At 75.5% G+C, this 14,917-nt stretch carries 12 protein-coding genes and 1 pseudogene; 6 read left to right on the forward strand and 7 right to left on the reverse strand.

Translation table 11 applies throughout. The features are described 5' to 3' along the window. Window positions 1–35: 35 nt before the first annotated feature. A complete protein-coding gene (locus tag ABT247_RS23990; protein ID WP_350745540.1) occupies window positions 36–443 on the reverse strand; it encodes a hypothetical protein in 408 nt (135 codons plus the stop codon). 232 nt (window positions 444–675) lie between these two features. Here ABT247_RS23990 and ABT247_RS23995 point away from each other — a divergent pair, with 232 nt between their 5' ends. The 3 genes from ABT247_RS23995 (at window position 676) to qcrB (ending at window position 7,897) form a co-directional block, all read left to right on the forward strand. Further along, entirely contained in the window at window positions 676–1,161 is a 486-nt protein-coding gene (locus ABT247_RS23995; RefSeq protein ID WP_350745543.1) for a hypothetical protein, read from the forward strand. Window positions 1,162–1,176: 15 nt separating this feature from the next. Then, window positions 1,177–6,000, forward strand: coding sequence for a cation-translocating P-type ATPase (locus tag ABT247_RS24000; RefSeq protein WP_350745545.1), 4,824 nt, complete (start codon window positions 1,177–1,179; stop codon window positions 5,998–6,000). A gap of 148 nt (window positions 6,001–6,148) precedes the next feature. Next, window positions 6,149–7,897 (forward strand): cytochrome bc1 complex cytochrome b subunit, encoded by a 1,749-nt coding sequence (gene qcrB, locus ABT247_RS24005; RefSeq protein ID WP_502892492.1) that lies wholly within the window; start codon window positions 6,149–6,151, stop codon window positions 7,895–7,897. Here the strand turns inward: qcrB and ctaF are convergent. After that, on the reverse strand, window positions 7,860–8,258 hold the full coding sequence (ctaF, locus tag ABT247_RS24010; protein ID WP_350745548.1) for an aa3-type cytochrome oxidase subunit IV: 399 nt from the start codon (window positions 8,256–8,258) through the stop codon (window positions 7,860–7,862). The two genes, qcrB and ctaF, sit on opposite strands and share 38 nt — an antisense overlap. Next, window positions 8,255–9,994 carry an aa3-type cytochrome oxidase subunit I gene (gene ctaD / locus ABT247_RS24015; RefSeq protein WP_350745550.1) on the reverse strand — a complete coding sequence of 580 codons (1,740 nt, stop codon included), beginning with the start codon at window positions 9,992–9,994 and terminating at the stop codon, window positions 8,255–8,257. The genes ctaF and ctaD overlap by 4 nt, the downstream gene beginning before the upstream one ends. Window positions 9,995–10,273: 279 nt before the next feature. On the opposite strand from ctaD, the gene ABT247_RS24020 reads away from it, so the two are divergent. Further along, complete coding sequence (locus tag ABT247_RS24020; protein ID WP_350745552.1) at window positions 10,274–10,642, forward strand: DUF488 domain-containing protein; 369 nt, start codon at window positions 10,274–10,276, stop codon at window positions 10,640–10,642. Between the two features lie 120 nt (window positions 10,643–10,762). On the opposite strand, the gene ABT247_RS24025 is transcribed toward ABT247_RS24020, so the two are convergent. Next, on the reverse strand, window positions 10,763–11,806 hold the full coding sequence (locus ABT247_RS24025) for a homoserine dehydrogenase (RefSeq protein ID WP_350745555.1): 1,044 nt from the start codon (window positions 11,804–11,806) through the stop codon (window positions 10,763–10,765). Between the two features lie 188 nt (window positions 11,807–11,994). On the opposite strand from ABT247_RS24025, the gene ABT247_RS24030 reads away from it, so the two are divergent. After that, window positions 11,995–12,525 (forward strand): DUF1360 domain-containing protein, encoded by a 531-nt coding sequence (locus tag ABT247_RS24030; RefSeq protein WP_350745557.1) that lies wholly within the window; start codon window positions 11,995–11,997, stop codon window positions 12,523–12,525. Window positions 12,526–12,596: 71 nt separating this feature from the next. Here ABT247_RS24030 and ABT247_RS24035 read toward each other — a convergent pair. From ABT247_RS24035 to ABT247_RS24045, 3 genes and pseudogenes are all read right to left on the reverse strand, one after another. Then, window positions 12,597–12,854 (reverse strand): annotated as a pseudogene (locus ABT247_RS24035) (hypothetical protein); the annotation flags it as partial. A gap of 73 nt (window positions 12,855–12,927) precedes the next feature. Next, a complete protein-coding gene (locus tag ABT247_RS24040) occupies window positions 12,928–13,488 on the reverse strand; it encodes a hemerythrin domain-containing protein (RefSeq protein ID WP_350745560.1) in 561 nt (186 codons plus the stop codon). Between the two features lie 148 nt (window positions 13,489–13,636). Continuing rightward, window positions 13,637–14,146, reverse strand: a complete 510-nt coding sequence (locus ABT247_RS24045; RefSeq protein WP_350745562.1) for a hemerythrin domain-containing protein — start codon at window positions 14,144–14,146, stop codon at window positions 13,637–13,639. 238 nt (window positions 14,147–14,384) lie between these two features. Here ABT247_RS24045 and ABT247_RS24050 point away from each other — a divergent pair, with 238 nt between their 5' ends. Then, window positions 14,385–14,834 carry a DUF6098 family protein gene (locus ABT247_RS24050; RefSeq protein ID WP_350745564.1) on the forward strand — a complete coding sequence of 150 codons (450 nt, stop codon included), beginning with the start codon at window positions 14,385–14,387 and terminating at the stop codon, window positions 14,832–14,834. The last annotated feature ends 83 nt before the right edge of the window (window positions 14,835–14,917 follow it).

Below are 14,917 nucleotides of genomic sequence, written 5' to 3' on the forward strand. Positions count from 1 at the left end.
GGCCGGTCCGCCTCGCGCCCTCGGAAGGGGTGGTCTCAGTGGCCGAACAGGTGCCGGCCGTGCCGCCGCCCCGCCTCGCCCGGTACGTCGCCGGCCCGGCCGCCCTGGTCGGCCGCCCGCTCCTCCGGCATCACGGGAGCCGTCCGCGCCCCGGTGTCGCCGAACTCCGGCCGCTCGGCCGGCTCCGCCGGGCGGACGCCGCGGTGGGTGTGGCGCCCCGCCGCGCGGGCGCGCCGCCGCCTCGGCCACATCAGGGCCAGGCCCAGGCAGAACAGCAGGGCGAGGGCGACCCCGGACAGGAAGATCCCGAGGCTGTCGAGCTTCACGAGGTCGTTGCCGAGGATCGTGACCTGGTACTCCGGCCCGCCGGAGAGGTTGTCGGCGATCAGGAGCCCGATGAAGGCACCGGACGCCGCCATCAGCAGAAGTCCTAGCAGCAGCATGGGAATCAATCCTCTTCCGTCCCGGTCTCGGCCCCCGGTGTCGCGGCCGCGCCTACCCGGCGGACCCGACTCGTAACGTCCGGTCCGGACGGGCCGCGCGGCCCGTCGGAACCGGGCGGACCATGGAAGGACGGGCCATCGCGGAGGAGCACCTCGCGCGGACTGTTTGGCCCGATCCGACCGGGCATACGCCGGACAGGTCCTGGACCGCTTCGAACCGGACGAGACGATCATGAACGAGCATCCATCCACCACGACCGGCCCCCCGCGGCCGCCGTCCGGGCCGTCGATGCTGCTCCACCCGGTGGGCACGGTGACCGCCACCGTCCACCGGGTGCCGGGCGCGGACGCGGTCGGCAGCGCCGTCAACGGCGTGCTGGACACCGTCGGTCTGGTGTCGCCCCGGGCGCGCCGCATCGCCGCCTACGCCGGCGCCGGGCTGCTCGGCGCGCTGGGCGCCGTGGAGTGGCCGGTGGCCGCCGCCGGTGCGGCGGCCGTCTGGCTGACCCAACCGCGGCCCGCGGCCGCCGAGGAGGCCGCGGCGGCCTCGGTCCGGCCCGGCCCGGGGAAGACCGCCTCCGGCGGCCGGAGCCGGACCGCGACCAGGAGCCGTACGACGACCAAGGCGTCCGGGCCGGCCGGAACGCCCTCCGGCGGTACGACCACCCGCGGCACGAGCGGCGGAGCGCCCCGGCGCCGGCCCGGGCCGGCGTCCTGAACGGCGGGCGCCCGCATGCTTCCGCGTCTGCTCACCAGGCTCTCCGCGACCGGCGCCGGGCTGGCGCTCGCCGTGCCGACGGCGGTCGTCCGCCGGGCCGTCCCGGTCGCCCGCACCGCCGCGCAGGCGGCGTCCGAGGCAGCCGGGGCCGGGGTGCGCACCGGCGCGCACGGGGCCGCGGAGGCGATCGCCACCACGCGGCGGGTCGGACGGGTGGCCGTGAACGCCGCCGAGGCCGGCCGGGGCTACTGGCGGGCCGGCGCCCGGCTGCAACTGCCGCTGCGGCCCGGACCGGGTGCGGCCGGCCGGGCGCGGAACGTGGAGGCCGCCGCCCGCAAGGTCGCCGTGGCGCTGGCCCGCCGGCCGGACGTCATCGCCGCCTACTGGGACGGCGGCCTGGCCCGGCTGGTCGTGCAGCTGACCGAGGACGCCGTCACCGACCGGGTGGTGGGCCGGGCCACCGAACTCGCCGCCCGCGAACGACTGGAGGCGGCCGACGAGGAGTCGGACGAGGAGACCCTGGAGTCGGCCCACCCGGACCGCATCGGCGGCGTCCGCACCCAGGCGTTCGGCCTCGCCTGCGACGCCGTCGGCCTGGCCACCGCCGTCGGGGCGCGGACCGTCCGCCTGCGCAGCGCCCCCCGGCTGGTCACCGCGGGCGCGGGCCTGCTCTGCGAGGACCCGGACGTCCGCCGGGAGCTGCGGCGCCGCCTCGGGAGCACCACCACCGACCTGGTGCTGGCGGCCGCCGGAGCCGCCGCCCACGGCATCGGGCGCTCCCCCACCGCGCTGGTGCTGGACGCGGTGCTCCGCACGGGCCGCCTGCTGGAGGCGGTCGGCGCAGCGGCCGCCTTCGACCACGCCCACGACACCGTCTGCGCGGCGGGGCGGGTCAGCGTGGCGCCCGACCGGACCGCCCGGCCGCCGCTGCACCCGCTGCCCACCGAGGAGTACGCCGGGCAGGCCGTGGTCGGCACCCTGCTCGGCGCCGCCTCCACCGCGCTGATCACCCGTGACCTCACCGAGACCGCCGAGGCCCTGGTCGCCGGGAACCCCAAGGCCGCCCGCTACGGGCCGGACGCCTTCACCGCCGTGCTCGGCACCGAACTCGCCCGCGAGGGCGTGCTGGTCCGCAACCCGGACCGGCTGCGGCGCCTGGAGCTGGTGGACACCGTGGTCCTGCACCCCGACGCCCTGCGCGGCAGGGCGCGCACCGTCCTGCACGTCAATCCGAACGCTCCCGACTGGGACCACGACCGGCTGTGGCTGGCGGCCGCCGCCGCGCTCGGCACCGCCGGCACCGGCGCCGGGCCCGCAACCGTCGGCGAGCCGGAGACCCGGGCCGCCGCCGGGCCCTCCGCCCCGCCCGCCGCGGAGTCCGGGACGCGGACCGGCGCCGACCGCGCACGGATCCACCTGCGGCCCGTCCCCGACCAGCGCGGCTCCGACACCGGGCTGATGATCGCCGGCGCCGACGGGGCCGACGTGGGCACCGTCCTGATCGGCCGTGAGATCGACCCGCGCGCCGAGGCCGCCCTGGACGCGGCCCGGCGGGCCGGGCTCCACGTCGTCCTCGCCGACGACGGAACGCTCGGCGACTTCGGCGCCCTTGCCGACCAACTGGTCGGCGCGGAAAGGCCGTTGGCCGAGGTCGTGACCGAACTCCAGCGGGACGGCCACGTGGTGCTCACCGTCGCCCACGTCCCCGCCGGCGACGGCCGGACGCCCTCCGAGGCCGCCGGTGAGGTGCTCGCCGCCCTGCTCCGCGGCGACCTCGCCGTCGCCGTCACCGACGACGACAGCGCGGTGGTGTGGGGCGCGGACCTGCTGGCCCTGCACGGGCTGGACGCGGTCTGGCGGCTGCTGGCCGCCATCCCCGCCGCCCGGTCGGTTGCACGGCACTCCACCACCCTCGCCGAGGCCGGCACCGCCCTGTCCGGCCTCTTGGTCGTCACCCGCGGCAGACGGGCACGCGGCACCTTCCCCGTCGCGGCCCGCCTCTCCCCCGTCAACCTCGCGACGGCCGCCGCGCTGCTCTCCGGCTGGCGCGCCGCACTGCGGGTCTCCGTCCAGGGCGCCCCGCACCCGCCGCCGCGGACCGCCTGGCACGCGCTGCCGCCGCGCGAGGCGCTGGCCCGGTTGCGGGCGGTCGGTGCCCGGCCCGCCCCTGCCGCGCTGCGCACGACCCGGGACGCCGTGCGCCGGACGGCCCGGCACCCGGCGTTCGGCCCCGCCCGCCAGGCCTTCCAGCTGGCCGGGGCGGTGCGCGCCGAACTGGACGATCCGCTCACACCGGTCCTGCTCGTCGGCGCGACGGCCTCCGCCCTGCTGGGCTCGCCGGTGGACGCCCTGCTGGTGGCCGGGGCCATGGGCATGAACGCGCTGGTCGGCGGCGTGCAGCGGCTCCGGGCCGAGAACGCCATCTCCGCGCTGGAGATGGCGCAGCGTCAGGTCGCGCACCTGGTCCGGGACGAACGGGCCCAGGACGAACGGGCCCAGGACGAACGGGCCCAGGGCGAGCGGACCCGCACCGTGGACGCCTCCCGGCTGAGGCCCGGTCAACTGATCGAGCTGAACACGGGCGAGGTGGTGCCCGCCGATGCCCGGTTGCTCGACGTCGACGACCTGGAGGTCGACGAGTCCGCCCTGACCGGCGAGTCGCTCCCGGTCACCAAGCAGGTGGACGCCACCCCCGAGGCACCGGTCGCCGATCGGCGGTGCATGGTGTTCGAGGGCACCACCGTGGTGGCCGGGCAGGCTCGGGCCGTCGTGGTCGGCACCGGGCAGGACACCGAGGCCGGCCGCGCCGCCCACCTGGCCGCCCGGACACCCCCGCCCGGCGGCGTCCAGGCCCGACTGCGCCAACTGACCGACCGCAACCTGCCGTTCACCCTCTTCGGCGGCGCCGCCGTGGCGGTGCTCGCCCTGCTCCGGGGCCGCCCCGTCCGCGAGGCCGTGCAGGGCGGGCTCGCGGTCGCCGTGGCCGCCGTGCCGGAGGGGCTTCCGCTGGTGGCGACCGTCGCCCAGCTCTCGGCTGCCCGCCGGCTCAGCCGGCACGGACTCCTGGTGCGCACCCCCCGGGTGCTGGAGGCGCTCGGCCGGATGGACACCGTCTGCTTCGACAAGACCGGCACCCTCACCGAGAACCGCCTGCGGGTCAGCAGGATCGGCACGGCGGACGGCCGCCTGCACCCCGCGGACGCGCCCGAGGCCGAAGCCGTCCTGCGGATGGCCGCGCGGGCCTGCCCGCCGCCCGACGACGGACCGGTCGCCCACGCCCACTCCACCGACGAGGCGGTGCTCGCCGCCGCCCCCGAACCGGCCTGGACGCCCGCCCAGAGCCTGCCCTTCGAGGCCAGTCGCGGCTACGCCGGCGCCACCGGAACGGACCAGGACGGACACCGGCTGCTGGTGGTCAAGGGCGCGCCGGAGGTCGTCCTGCCGGCCTGCACCGACGCCGGGGCCGACGCGGGCGCGACGGTCACCGCGCTCGCCGACGAGGGCCTGCGGGTGCTCACCGTCGCCGCCCGGGACTGGGACGGCGACGAGGAGGCCCTCGACCTGCCGCTGGGACGGCTGCGCCTGGTCGGGTTCGTCGCGCTGGCCGACACACCGCGCGCGGGCTCCGCGGCCCTGATCGACGGCCTGCGGCGGGCGCAGGTGCGGCCCGTCATGCTCACCGGCGACCACCCGGCGACCGCCCGGGCGGTCGCCGTCTCGCTGGGCTGGCCGGAGGACGTCGAGCTGGTGACCGGCGAGGACCTCGCCGCCCTGGACCGGGCCGGACGGGCCCGGCGGCTGCGCGACTGCGGCGTCGTCGCACGGGTCGCCCCCGAACAGAAGCTGCAGGTCGTCGAGGCGCTCCGGGAGGCGGGCCGGGTGGTGGCGATGGTCGGCGACGGCGCGAACGACGCCGCCGCGATCCGGGCGGCCGACATCGGCGTCGGCGTCGCCGCCCGCGGTTCGGCGGCCGCGCGCAATGCGGCCGACCTGGTCGTCACGGGCGACGAGCTGACCGTGCTGACCGACGCCGTCGCCGAGGGGCGTGCGCTGTGGCGCAGCGTGGCGGACGCGATCAGCATCCTGATCGGCGGGAACGCCGGTGAGATCGGCTTCTCCGTGCTCGGCACGCTGCTGTCCGGCAGCGCGCCGATGTCGACCCGGCAGATCCTGCTGGTGAACCTGCTCACCGACATGTTCCCGGCGATGGCGGTGGCCGCCACGCCCCGGGACACCGACAGCCCGGCCGACCCGGCCGAGCGCGGCGGCGCGGACGCCCCGGAGGGCGCGGACGCCCCCGACGGCCCGGACACTCCCGGCAGCCCGGACACTCCCGACGGCGCGACCGGTGCGGATCGCCCGGAGGCGCCGGACGCGCCGTCCGAGGGCACCGTCCCGTCGGCCTCCGAGGGCATCTCGGCGCTCGGGGAGCCGCTGAGCCGGCAGATCCGCCAGCGCGGCGCGGTCACCGCTGTCGGCGGGGCCACCGCCTGGCTGATCGGCACCGCCACCCCCGGCTCGGCGCGGCGCACCAGCACCATGGCCCTGTGCGGCGTGGTCGGCGCCCAGCTCGTCCAGACGCTCAGCGACCGGCGCAGCAGCGGGCTGGTCGTGGTGACCGTCCTCGGCTCCGCCGCGGCCCTCGTGCTGCTCGTGCAGACCCCCGGTGTCAGCCGGTTCTTCGGCTGCACCCCGCTCGGGCCGGTCGCCTGGGCGGGGGTCGCCGCCGCCGTCGGTGTGGCCGCCGTGGCGCCGCGCCACGTCCCGTCGGTGGAGCGGTTGTTGGTCCGCACCGCGGCACGCGGGGCGGCCACACTGCGGCACCGGCGCGGAGGCTGACCGCGGGCGGCCCGCCGGGCCGGGCGGGGGCTGCGCACCCGGGCGCACCCGGGGCCTTGCTCCGATGGGGTTGCTCCGCCCTCGCACGGAGGGAGGATCGCGCGGACCTGCACGCCCGGAACGGGCGTTTCGCACTAGGTTGCCCGCTATGGACGGAAACCAGGGTAGCGACACGTCTCCGGGCGGCCTGCCGGACTCCACCGCGCGGACGGGCCCCGGGCGACCGCCGCTCGGGGAGCGCGCCGCACGGGCCCTCGACCGGCGGCTCCCGCTCATGGAGGCGGGCAAGGAGCTGCTGCGCAAGGCGTTCCCCGACCACTGGTCGTTCCTGCTGGGCGAGCTGGCGCTGTACAGCTTCGTCGTGCTGCTGCTGACCGGGGTCTTCCTGACCCTCTTCTTCGATCCGAGCATGAGCGAGATCGACTACCACGGCTCCTACCTGCCGCTGCGCGGGGTCCGGATGTCCGAGGCGTACGCCTCGACGCTGCGGATCAGCTTCGAGGTGCGCGGCGGCCTGCTGGTCCGTCAGATCCACCACTGGGCGGCGCTGCTGTTCATCACGTCGATCTGCGTGCACCTGCTGCGGGTGTTCTTCACCGGTGCCTTCCGCCGCCCGCGCGAGCTGAACTGGGTGATCGGGGTCACGATGTTCAGTCTGGCGCTGCTGGAGGGGTTCTCCGGCTACTCCCTGCCGGATGACACCCTGTCGGGCACCGGGCTCAGGATCGCCGAGGGCGTCCTGCTCTCGGTGCCGGTCGTCGGCAGCTACCTCGGTTTCTTCGCCTTCGGCGGCGAGTACCCGGGGCACGTGATCGTCCCGCGGCTGTTCACCCTGCACATCCTGCTGGTGCCCGGCGTGCTGCTGGCGCTGGTCGGGGCGCACCTGACGCTGGTGGTGGTGCTGAAGCACACCCAGTGGGCGAAGCCGGGGCGGACCAACCGGAACGTGGTGGGCCACCCCTTCTTCCCGCAGTTCCTCGTCCGCACCACCGGCCTGGCGTTCACGATCGCCGGGATCCTGGCGCTGTCCGCCGTGTTCGCGGAGATCAACCCGATCTGGCGGTACAGCTCCTACCGGCCCGACATCGTCGGGGCCGGGGCCCAGCCCGACTGGTACATCGGGTTCATCGAGGGGGCGCTGCGGCTGATGCCGGCCGCGGAGACCGGGCTGGCGGGGCACACGGTGTCGTGGAACGCCTTCGTCCCCGCCCTGGTGGTGCCCGGGCTGCTGTTCGGGGCGCTGTTCGGCTACCCCTTCCTGGAGCGCTGGCTCACGCCCGACGGCGGGGAACACCACCTGTGCGACCGGCCGCGCAACAAGCAGACCCGCACCGGGCTGGGGGTGGCCGGGATCGTCTTCTACGCGGTGCTGCTGATCGCCGGCGGCAACGACGTGATCGCGTACGGGTTCGGCGTCTCGGTGAACGCGCTGACCTGGGTGCTGCGGGTGTCGGTGTTCGTGCTGCCGCCGCTGTCCTTCATGGTCACCCGGCGGCTCTGCCTGGCCCTCCAGGCCAGGGACCGGGCCCGGCTGCTGGAGGGTGACGAGACCGGCCGGATCGTCCAGTCCAGCTACGGCGGCTTCGTCGGGGGCCACCGGCCGGTCTCGGCGGCCGAACGCTACGCGATGGTGGTGCGCGAGGAGCCGCTGCCGCAGTCGCCGCCGGTGGACGCGCCGCGGACGGAACGGGTGCGGGCGGCGCTCGGCTCCTGGTACTACGGGGACGGGGTCGCCGTGACGACGCTCGAGCAGGAGGAGCGCCGGGTCGAGGCCGTCCTGACCGCGCCGGAGCACCCCCGGCCCGAGGAGCCGGCCGGCCCGCCCCGGGGCGGGGTGCTGGGCCGGCTGCTGCGCCGGGTCAGTCGCCGCCGCCGTGGTCGCGGTACTGGAAGGTGAACCCGAAGACCGCGACGGCGAGCACCAGCCCGCCGACGACGAGCAGCCACCGGGCGTAGACCAGGCCGAGCGCGAAGACCGTGAGCCCCGCCGCGGCGAGCACGGGGTAGCCGCTGCGGGGCGGGAAGAAGCCCAGCGGACCGGTGGCCTCGGCGACTTCGGCCTCCTTGCGGTCCTGCGGCCGGCCGCCGCCGTGCCGCTGGTGCTGGACGAACCAGAACAGCGTGACCAGCCCCGACATCAGGAACGCCACGGTCAGGATCGCCTTGCCGGCCGGTTCCCGGGCCCAGAACCCGTAGATCAGCCCGGTCACCGCGAAGAACACGGTCATGATGCCGAACAGCCGGCCCTCGTTCTTCATCGCCCGCCCTCCTGCCCGTCCTGGCCCTCCGGGGCGCCCTGGCCGCCAAGTGCGCGCCGCCCGCCGTACGGCAGGTCGGCTCCGCCGCCCGGTCGCTTCTCCGTGCCCACTTCCGGGTGGTGCAGGTCGAACGCAGGTGACTCGGAGCGGATCCGGGGCAGCGCGTGGAAGTTGTGCTCCGGCGGAGGGCTCGACGTGGCCCATTCCAGTGACCGGCCCCAGCCCCACGGGTCGTCCTGGCCGACCGGCGTGCCGTGCCGGGTGGTGGTCCAGACGTTGTAGAAGAACGGCAGGTTGGAGACCCCGAGGAGGAACGAGCCGATCGTCGCGAGCACGTTGAGGGAGGTGAAGCCGTCCACCTCGAGGTAGGTCGCGTACCGGCGCGGCATCCCCTGGGCGCCGAGCCAGTGCATCACCAGGAAGGTCGCCTGGAACCCCACGAAGAGGATCCAGAAGTGCACCTTCCCCAGGCGCTCGTCGAGCATCTTCCCGGTCAGCTTCGGCCACCAGAAGTAGAAGCCCGCGAAGGTCGCGAACACGACCGTCCCGAACAGGACGTAGTGGAGGTGGGCCACCACGAAGTAGCTGTCGGTGACGTGGAAGTCCACCGGCGGAGCGGCCAGCAGGATGCCGCTCAGCCCGCCGAACAGGAAGGTCACCATGAAGCCGATCGACCAGAGCATCGGGGTCTCGAACGACAGCGAGCCGTTCCACATCGTCCCGACCCAGTTGAAGAACTTCACCCCCGTGGGCACCGCGATCAGGAAGGACATCATCGAGAAGAACGGCAGCAGCACCTGCCCGGTGGCGAACATGTGGTGGGCCCACACCGACATCGACAGAGCGGTGATGGCGACGGTCGCGCCGATCATCCCGTAGTACCCGAACACCGGTTTGCGGCTGAAGACGGGGATGACCTCGGTGACGATCCCGAAGAACGGGATCGCGACGATGTACACCTCGGGGTGTCCGAAGAACCAGAACAGGTGCTGCCACAGCAGCGCTCCGCCGTTCGCCGGGTCGAAGACGTGCGCCCCGAGCTTGCGGTCCGCCTCCAGCATCAGCAGGGCGGCGGTGAGCACCGGGAAGGCCAGCAGCACCATGATCGAGGTGAACAGGACGTTCCAGCTGAAGATCGGCATCCGGAACAGGGTCATGCCGGGTGCCCGCAGGCAGGTGATGGTGGTGATGAAGTTGACCGAGCCCAGGATCGTCCCGAGGCCGGCCACCACCAGGCCGAGCGCCCACAGGTCGGGGCCGGTGCCCGGCGCGTGGGCCGGGCCGTTCAGCGGCGCGTAGGCGAACCAGCCGAAGGCGGGGGCGCCGTAGGTGGTGAGGAAGCTGCTGAGCACCATCAGCCCGCCCAGCAGGAAGGCCCAGTAGGTGAAGGCGTTCATCCGGGGGAAGGCCACGTCGGGCGCGCCGATCTGCAGCGGCATGATCGCGTTGGCGAAGCCGGCGAAGGTGGGGGTGGCGAACAGCAGCAGCATGATCGTGCCGTGCATGGTGAACAGCTGGTTGTACCGCTGGTTCGTCAGGAAACCGGTGTCCGGGCCCAGCAACTGCGTCCGCATCAGCAGCGCCATGAGGCCGCCCGCCAGGAAGAACCCGAAGGCCGTCGCCAGGTACAGGTTCCCGATCACCTTGTGGTCGGTGGTGAACAGCCAGCGCAGGAGCGTGCTGCCACGCCGGACCCGGACCTGGGCGCGCGACGGCGCGGTGTCGGACGCAGTCATGAAACCTCCGCAGCGGAGCCGATGACGCGCCCCGCGCCGGCGCCCCGGGTCGTCGTCCTCCACGGAGTACACGGCTTCGCGCGCCGGGAGCGACCCTAGCGTCGGCGGCCCGGCGCGCCGGGGCGCCACGCTGCGGTGCCGGCGCCGCCGTCGCCGCCCGTCCCCCGTCCGAGTGCGGATCGTCGCGGCCGGGGCACACCCTGGTGGGGGGCGCGTCGTCGCCCGGCGGCGCCGCTCGCCGCCCGTCCCCGCAGCAGGCCGAACCGAGAGGAGGCCGCCATGGCCGCATCGATCGCCTACCGGCGGATCTACGAGGAGGCCTCGTCCCAGGACGGGCAGCGGATCCTGGTCGACCGCGTCTGGCCGCGCGGGATGCGGAAGGAGGACGCGCACCTGGACGAGTGGCTGCGCGACGTCGCGCCGTCGACCGGGCTGCGCCGCTGGTACGGCCACGATCCTGACCGGTTCGCCGAGTTCCGCCGCCGCTACCTCGCGGAGCTGCGCGACGCCGAACACCGCGAGGCCGCCGGCCACCTGCGTGAGCTCGCCGCCCACGACCGGCTCACCCTGCTGACCGCCACCAAGGACCCGGAGCACAGTCAGGCGGCCGTGCTGGCCGAGTGGCTGGCGAGGAAGGGCGAGCGGTGACCGCCATGCTGCCGAAGGCCCGGCGGCCGACCGATCGCGCCGTCGGCCCGGGTCCTCGACGCCCCCGGCCGCCTCTCGGCCGGAACCCCGCCGCAGGCGGCCCGCTCCGGGCCGCGCGGCTCAACCGAAGCCGAACGGGCGCGGAGCGGTCACGTCGAGGGTGTCCCGCACCAGGGCGAGCGCCGCGCCGAGCGGGCTGGAGCGGCCGCCGCTGACCGTGATGTCCCCCGCGTCGGGGCAGCCGTAGACGACGGCCTTCTCCGGTCCGGTGAGCGCGTGCAGCGGGTCGCCCGGCACCGTCCGTTCCAGGCGGACCTCGACGGTACGGGGGCGGTCCGCGCTCGCGGTCGCCACGGCCCTCAGGCGGAGCCCGCGGGCCGCCGCGGCGACCGCCTCCCGGCCGGCCTGCTCGTCCACCGCCTCGGTGCTGACGTGCACCGTCGACGGGTCCCAGCCCCACAGCAGAGCGGCGAGCAGTCGGACCTTGGTGGCCGCGTCGGCGCCGGAGAGGTCCGCCGAGGGATCCGCCTCGGCGATGCCGCGGACCTGTGCTTCGCGGACCGCCTCCTCCAGGGACTCACCGGCCGCCAGGCGGTCCAGGACGAAGGTGGCCGTCCCGTTGGGACAGGCCCGGATCGACCGGCAGCCAAGACCGCGCACCCCGGTGCGCGCCAGGTCCGCCGTCGGGAGGGCGGCACCGGTCGCACCGGAGATCCTGATCAGGCTGCGGCCCGCCCGCGCGGCTTCGCCGAGCTCCCGCCAGTGGCTCAGCAGGTGGCTCTTGGTCGCGGTGACCACGTGGACCCCGCGGCGCAGCGCCAGGCCCGCCTCCTCGGCGGCCTGCTGCCGTGCCCGGGGCGAGGAGGGGAGCGCCTGGACGAGCACCCGCGCACCGGTCCGTTCGAGGACGTGTTCCAGCGGTTCGAGCGGGGCCCAGTGGGAGCGGTCCGGGACGGCATCCCCGCCCCGGAGCACGACCTGCGCGGATCCGACCCGCACGGCCGCGAGCGTCGGCCGCACCCCATGGGCATCGGCGAGCTCGTCACCCCGGGCACCCAGCCGCTCCGCGTAGGCGCGGCCGACGGGGCCGTAACCGCAGAGGAGGACGGCCGGAGCATCGACCGGTCCCGGTGGCACGGCGGTCTTCGCGTGGGAGGACGACATCCCGGCAGGATAGGCGCTGGGACCCGGAGGTCCCACCCCCGGGGCGGCCTCCCGCCCGCTGCCGCGCAGCGACGCCGAGGGCCACGTATGGGCCGGGCCGGAGCGGGCACACGCGGGTGCGACCATCCACTCCCCCAGGGAGGCCGTACCGGTGGTGCCGGCCCTCCCCCCGGACTCCGGAGCCTGCCATGACCGACCGGGAAACCCCCACCGCCGACGACCTCGAAACCACGGTGCGCCGGGAGCGCGAGGCCTACGAGCCGGACGGCGAGCAGCCGATCGCCGGGTACCTCGCCGCCATGGCGGTGTACCTCGGCAGTACCGGGGCGTTCGCCGCGCTCGCCCGCCGTACGGGGCGGCCGCTGCCGCAGCCCGGCCCCTGGGACGTGCTGCTGACCGCGGGCGCCGTGCACCGGCTGTCCCGGCTGCTCACCAAGGACCCGGTGACCAGCCCGCTCAGGCTGCCGTTCGCCCGGTTCCGCGGCCAGGCCGGCCCGGGCGAGCTCACCGAGGAGGTGCGCGGCCGGGGTGCGCGGCGCGCCGTCGGCGAGCTGATCACCTGCCCGTTCTGCACCGGTCTGTGGGCCGCCACCGGGCTGACCGCGGCCTCGGTGCTGGCGCCGGGGGCGACCCGGCTGGTCTGCTCCGGGCTGACCGCGCTCACGGCGGCCGATCTGCTGCACTTCGTCCGGGCCGGCCTCCAGAAGGCCGTCGAGTAGGCCCGCTCCGGTCCCTTGGCGAAGGCCCCGCGCCCTGGGCGAGGGTCCCGCGCCCCGGGTGGGGAGGTGCCTCAGACGCTGCTGAGCAGTTGCGGAGCGAGGGTCTTCACCATGGTGTTCGTCCAGCGCATCTGACGCAGCGTCTGCGGGTGGCACTGCGCGGCGAGGGCGAGCAGCGCGGTGTCCCGGGTGGCCTGTGCGCCCTGGGCGAGCATCTCCCAGTACAGCGAGTTGCCGGTGGCGCCGAGATGGAGCTCGCGCAGGTCGTGGAGCAGGAGCAGCCCGGGTTCGGGACGGCGGCCGAGCGCCGCGGCGGCCTTCTCCCCGAGGCGGCCGATCGGGCGATCTGCGGCCTCCGCGCGCCGGTGGGGGCGGGCCCGTCGCCCGGGCCCGCCCGCTGGGTCAGGACCTGCCGCGGCCGGTGACGAAGTCCCGGGCCCGGTCCACGAGTCCGGCGCCGGGGGCGAGCAGCTTGTTGGCCGGCGGGGTGTCCGGGGCGGAGGGGTGCGGCCGGGTGGGGGCCAACTTCTTCGCCGCCCGGATCTTGTCGCCGAGGTCGTCCAGCGCCTCGGGGGAGCAGGCCTTGGCGAGGGCGGGGAAGAGGTTCTGCTCCTCGTCGGCGATGTGCTCCCTGACCTCGGACACCACCTTGTCGACGAGGGGGTCGAACCGGCTGTCGGTGGCCTCCATGCCCTCCAGTTCCTTGAGCAGCCGCTCGACGGTCGCGTGGTCGGAGATCTCCTTGTCGGCGAGCGGGCCGCCGCCGGGCACGTGCTCGCGCACGGCGGGGTAGAGGTACTCCTCCTCGGCCACCGAGTGCCGCACCAGCTCGATCGTGAACTCGTCCACGACCTCGCGGCGCCGTTCGTCGCCCGGCGGCAGCGCCTGGACCTTGTCGAACAGCTCCTCGACCTCGCGGTGATCGGTCGTCAGCTCCGCGATGACGTTCCCGCCGTGTCCCATGCTTCCGGTCCCTTCCGTGTTCCCGCCGTCCGTTCGCCGCGGCGGGCTGCCGCTCGGCTGCCCGGACCGGCCGCGATGAAACCCGGCTTCACACGGGTGGCGGCGCGCCGCGCGTCCGGCGGGCCCGGTGGTCGGCGGACGGCGGGGGTCAGCCCTCCAGCGCGTCGGCGATGCGGTGCAGGACGCCGCCGGGCACCGGGTGACGGGGCGCGGTCTCGCGCACGGCCTGCATCCGCTCGCCCATCTCCCGCAGTTCCTTGCGGCCGAGCACGGCCCGCACCCTGGGGAACCACTCGGCCTCCTCCTGCTCGATGTGCCGTTCGACGGCGTCGATCAGGACGGCCGTCTTGGCGTCGTAGCCGTCGTCCCCGGGGGACATCCGGCTCAGCTCCTCGCAGAGCAGGTCGGCCACGTGGTGCTCCTGTTCGGCCCGGTCCATCTCCCGGGCGAGGTCGGGCACCTCCTGGCGGATCCGGGGGTAGACCAGTTCGTCCTCGAGGTAGGTGTGGACGGTCAGCGACTCGATGATCCGCTGGACCGTCCTGTGCCGTGCCCCGTCGTCGCCGCCCCCGCCCTCGGCCAGGCCCCGGTACTCCCGGAACAGGCGGCGGACGTCCTTGTGGTCCTCCCGCAGCAGGACGATGGCATCGTTCGACATGGCTCGTCTCCTCGTCGACGGCCCCCGCCGGTGCGGCGTGTCCCCGGGCGGACCCGGGCCAAACGCGGGCGGATCCGGGCCCGGCACGCGCGGACCCCGGCCAGGCGCGGGCGGACCCCGGCCGTCCGTAGGCCGTGGCCGGCGGGATTGCCGCCCCGGATTCCGGGCAGCCGCCCGGATACGTCCCGGCTCCGGAACGACCACCGGGACGGCCAATGTCCACGAGGCTGGGCGAGCGATGCACGAGCCAACCGGCCCTGAGACCGGCGCCGACCGGATGGGCCTGATCGACGACCTCTCCCTGCTGACCTGGCTCGCGACCGGGGACCTCGACGTCTACCTGCGGTACTCCGAGGGGCCCGTCGAGGACGGCGCCGGCAGCAGGGACTACGAGGCGGACGTCCCGCTGCCGGGGCTGTCCGTGACCCCGCTGCGGCCGGAGCCCTGGTGGCCCCGCCCGGCCGCCGACTGGGTCGCCCGCCGGGTGATGAAGTACGCCGACCTGGCGGAGAGTTCCCCGCGGCGCCGGCCCTGGGTGCTGACCGGCCGGGTGGTCGGGACGGGGCCCGACCACGAGCCGCTGCTCGCCGACCCGCAGCCGCTCGCCTGGGTCGGCCGCCGGGCACTCGACCAGGCGGTGCGCCGCTACCGGGAGCGTTTCACCCCCGGCCGGGACTCCACCGACTGACAGCCGGCGGGGGGCGGCGCGGGGCCGGGCCGGCCCGTGAATAGCGCGGGGGCGGCCTCACCCACCCCCGTGTCATAACCTGG

The sequence above is a fragment of the Kitasatospora sp. NPDC001539 genome, from assembly GCF_040298565.1.
Classification (GTDB): Bacteria; Actinomycetota; Actinomycetes; order Streptomycetales; family Streptomycetaceae; genus Kitasatospora.

Coding starts and splice junctions, on each gene's coding strand:
- ABT247_RS23995 (WP_350745543.1), top strand. CDS start 676: ATGAACGAGCATCCATCCACCACGACCGGCCCCCCGCGGCCGCCGTCC.
- ABT247_RS24045 (WP_350745562.1), bottom strand. CDS start 14,146: ATGTCGAACGATGCCATCGTCCTGCTGCGGGAGGACCACAAGGACGTC.
- ABT247_RS24040 (WP_350745560.1), bottom strand. CDS start 13,488: ATGGGACACGGCGGGAACGTCATCGCGGAGCTGACGACCGATCACCGC.
- ABT247_RS24020 (WP_350745552.1), top strand. CDS start 10,274: ATGGCCGCATCGATCGCCTACCGGCGGATCTACGAGGAGGCCTCGTCC.
- ctaD (WP_350745550.1), bottom strand. CDS start 9,994: ATGACTGCGTCCGACACCGCGCCGTCGCGCGCCCAGGTCCGGGTCCGG.
- qcrB (WP_502892492.1), top strand. CDS start 6,149: ATGGACGGAAACCAGGGTAGCGACACGTCTCCGGGCGGCCTGCCGGAC.
- ABT247_RS24025 (WP_350745555.1), bottom strand. CDS start 11,806: ATGTCGTCCTCCCACGCGAAGACCGCCGTGCCACCGGGACCGGTCGAT.
- ABT247_RS23990 (WP_350745540.1), bottom strand. CDS start 443: ATGCTGCTGCTAGGACTTCTGCTGATGGCGGCGTCCGGTGCCTTCATC.
- ABT247_RS24000 (WP_350745545.1), top strand. CDS start 1,177: ATGCTTCCGCGTCTGCTCACCAGGCTCTCCGCGACCGGCGCCGGGCTG.
- ctaF (WP_350745548.1), bottom strand. CDS start 8,258: ATGAAGAACGAGGGCCGGCTGTTCGGCATCATGACCGTGTTCTTCGCG.
- ABT247_RS24030 (WP_350745557.1), top strand. CDS start 11,995: ATGACCGACCGGGAAACCCCCACCGCCGACGACCTCGAAACCACGGTG.
- ABT247_RS24050 (WP_350745564.1), top strand. CDS start 14,385: ATGCACGAGCCAACCGGCCCTGAGACCGGCGCCGACCGGATGGGCCTG.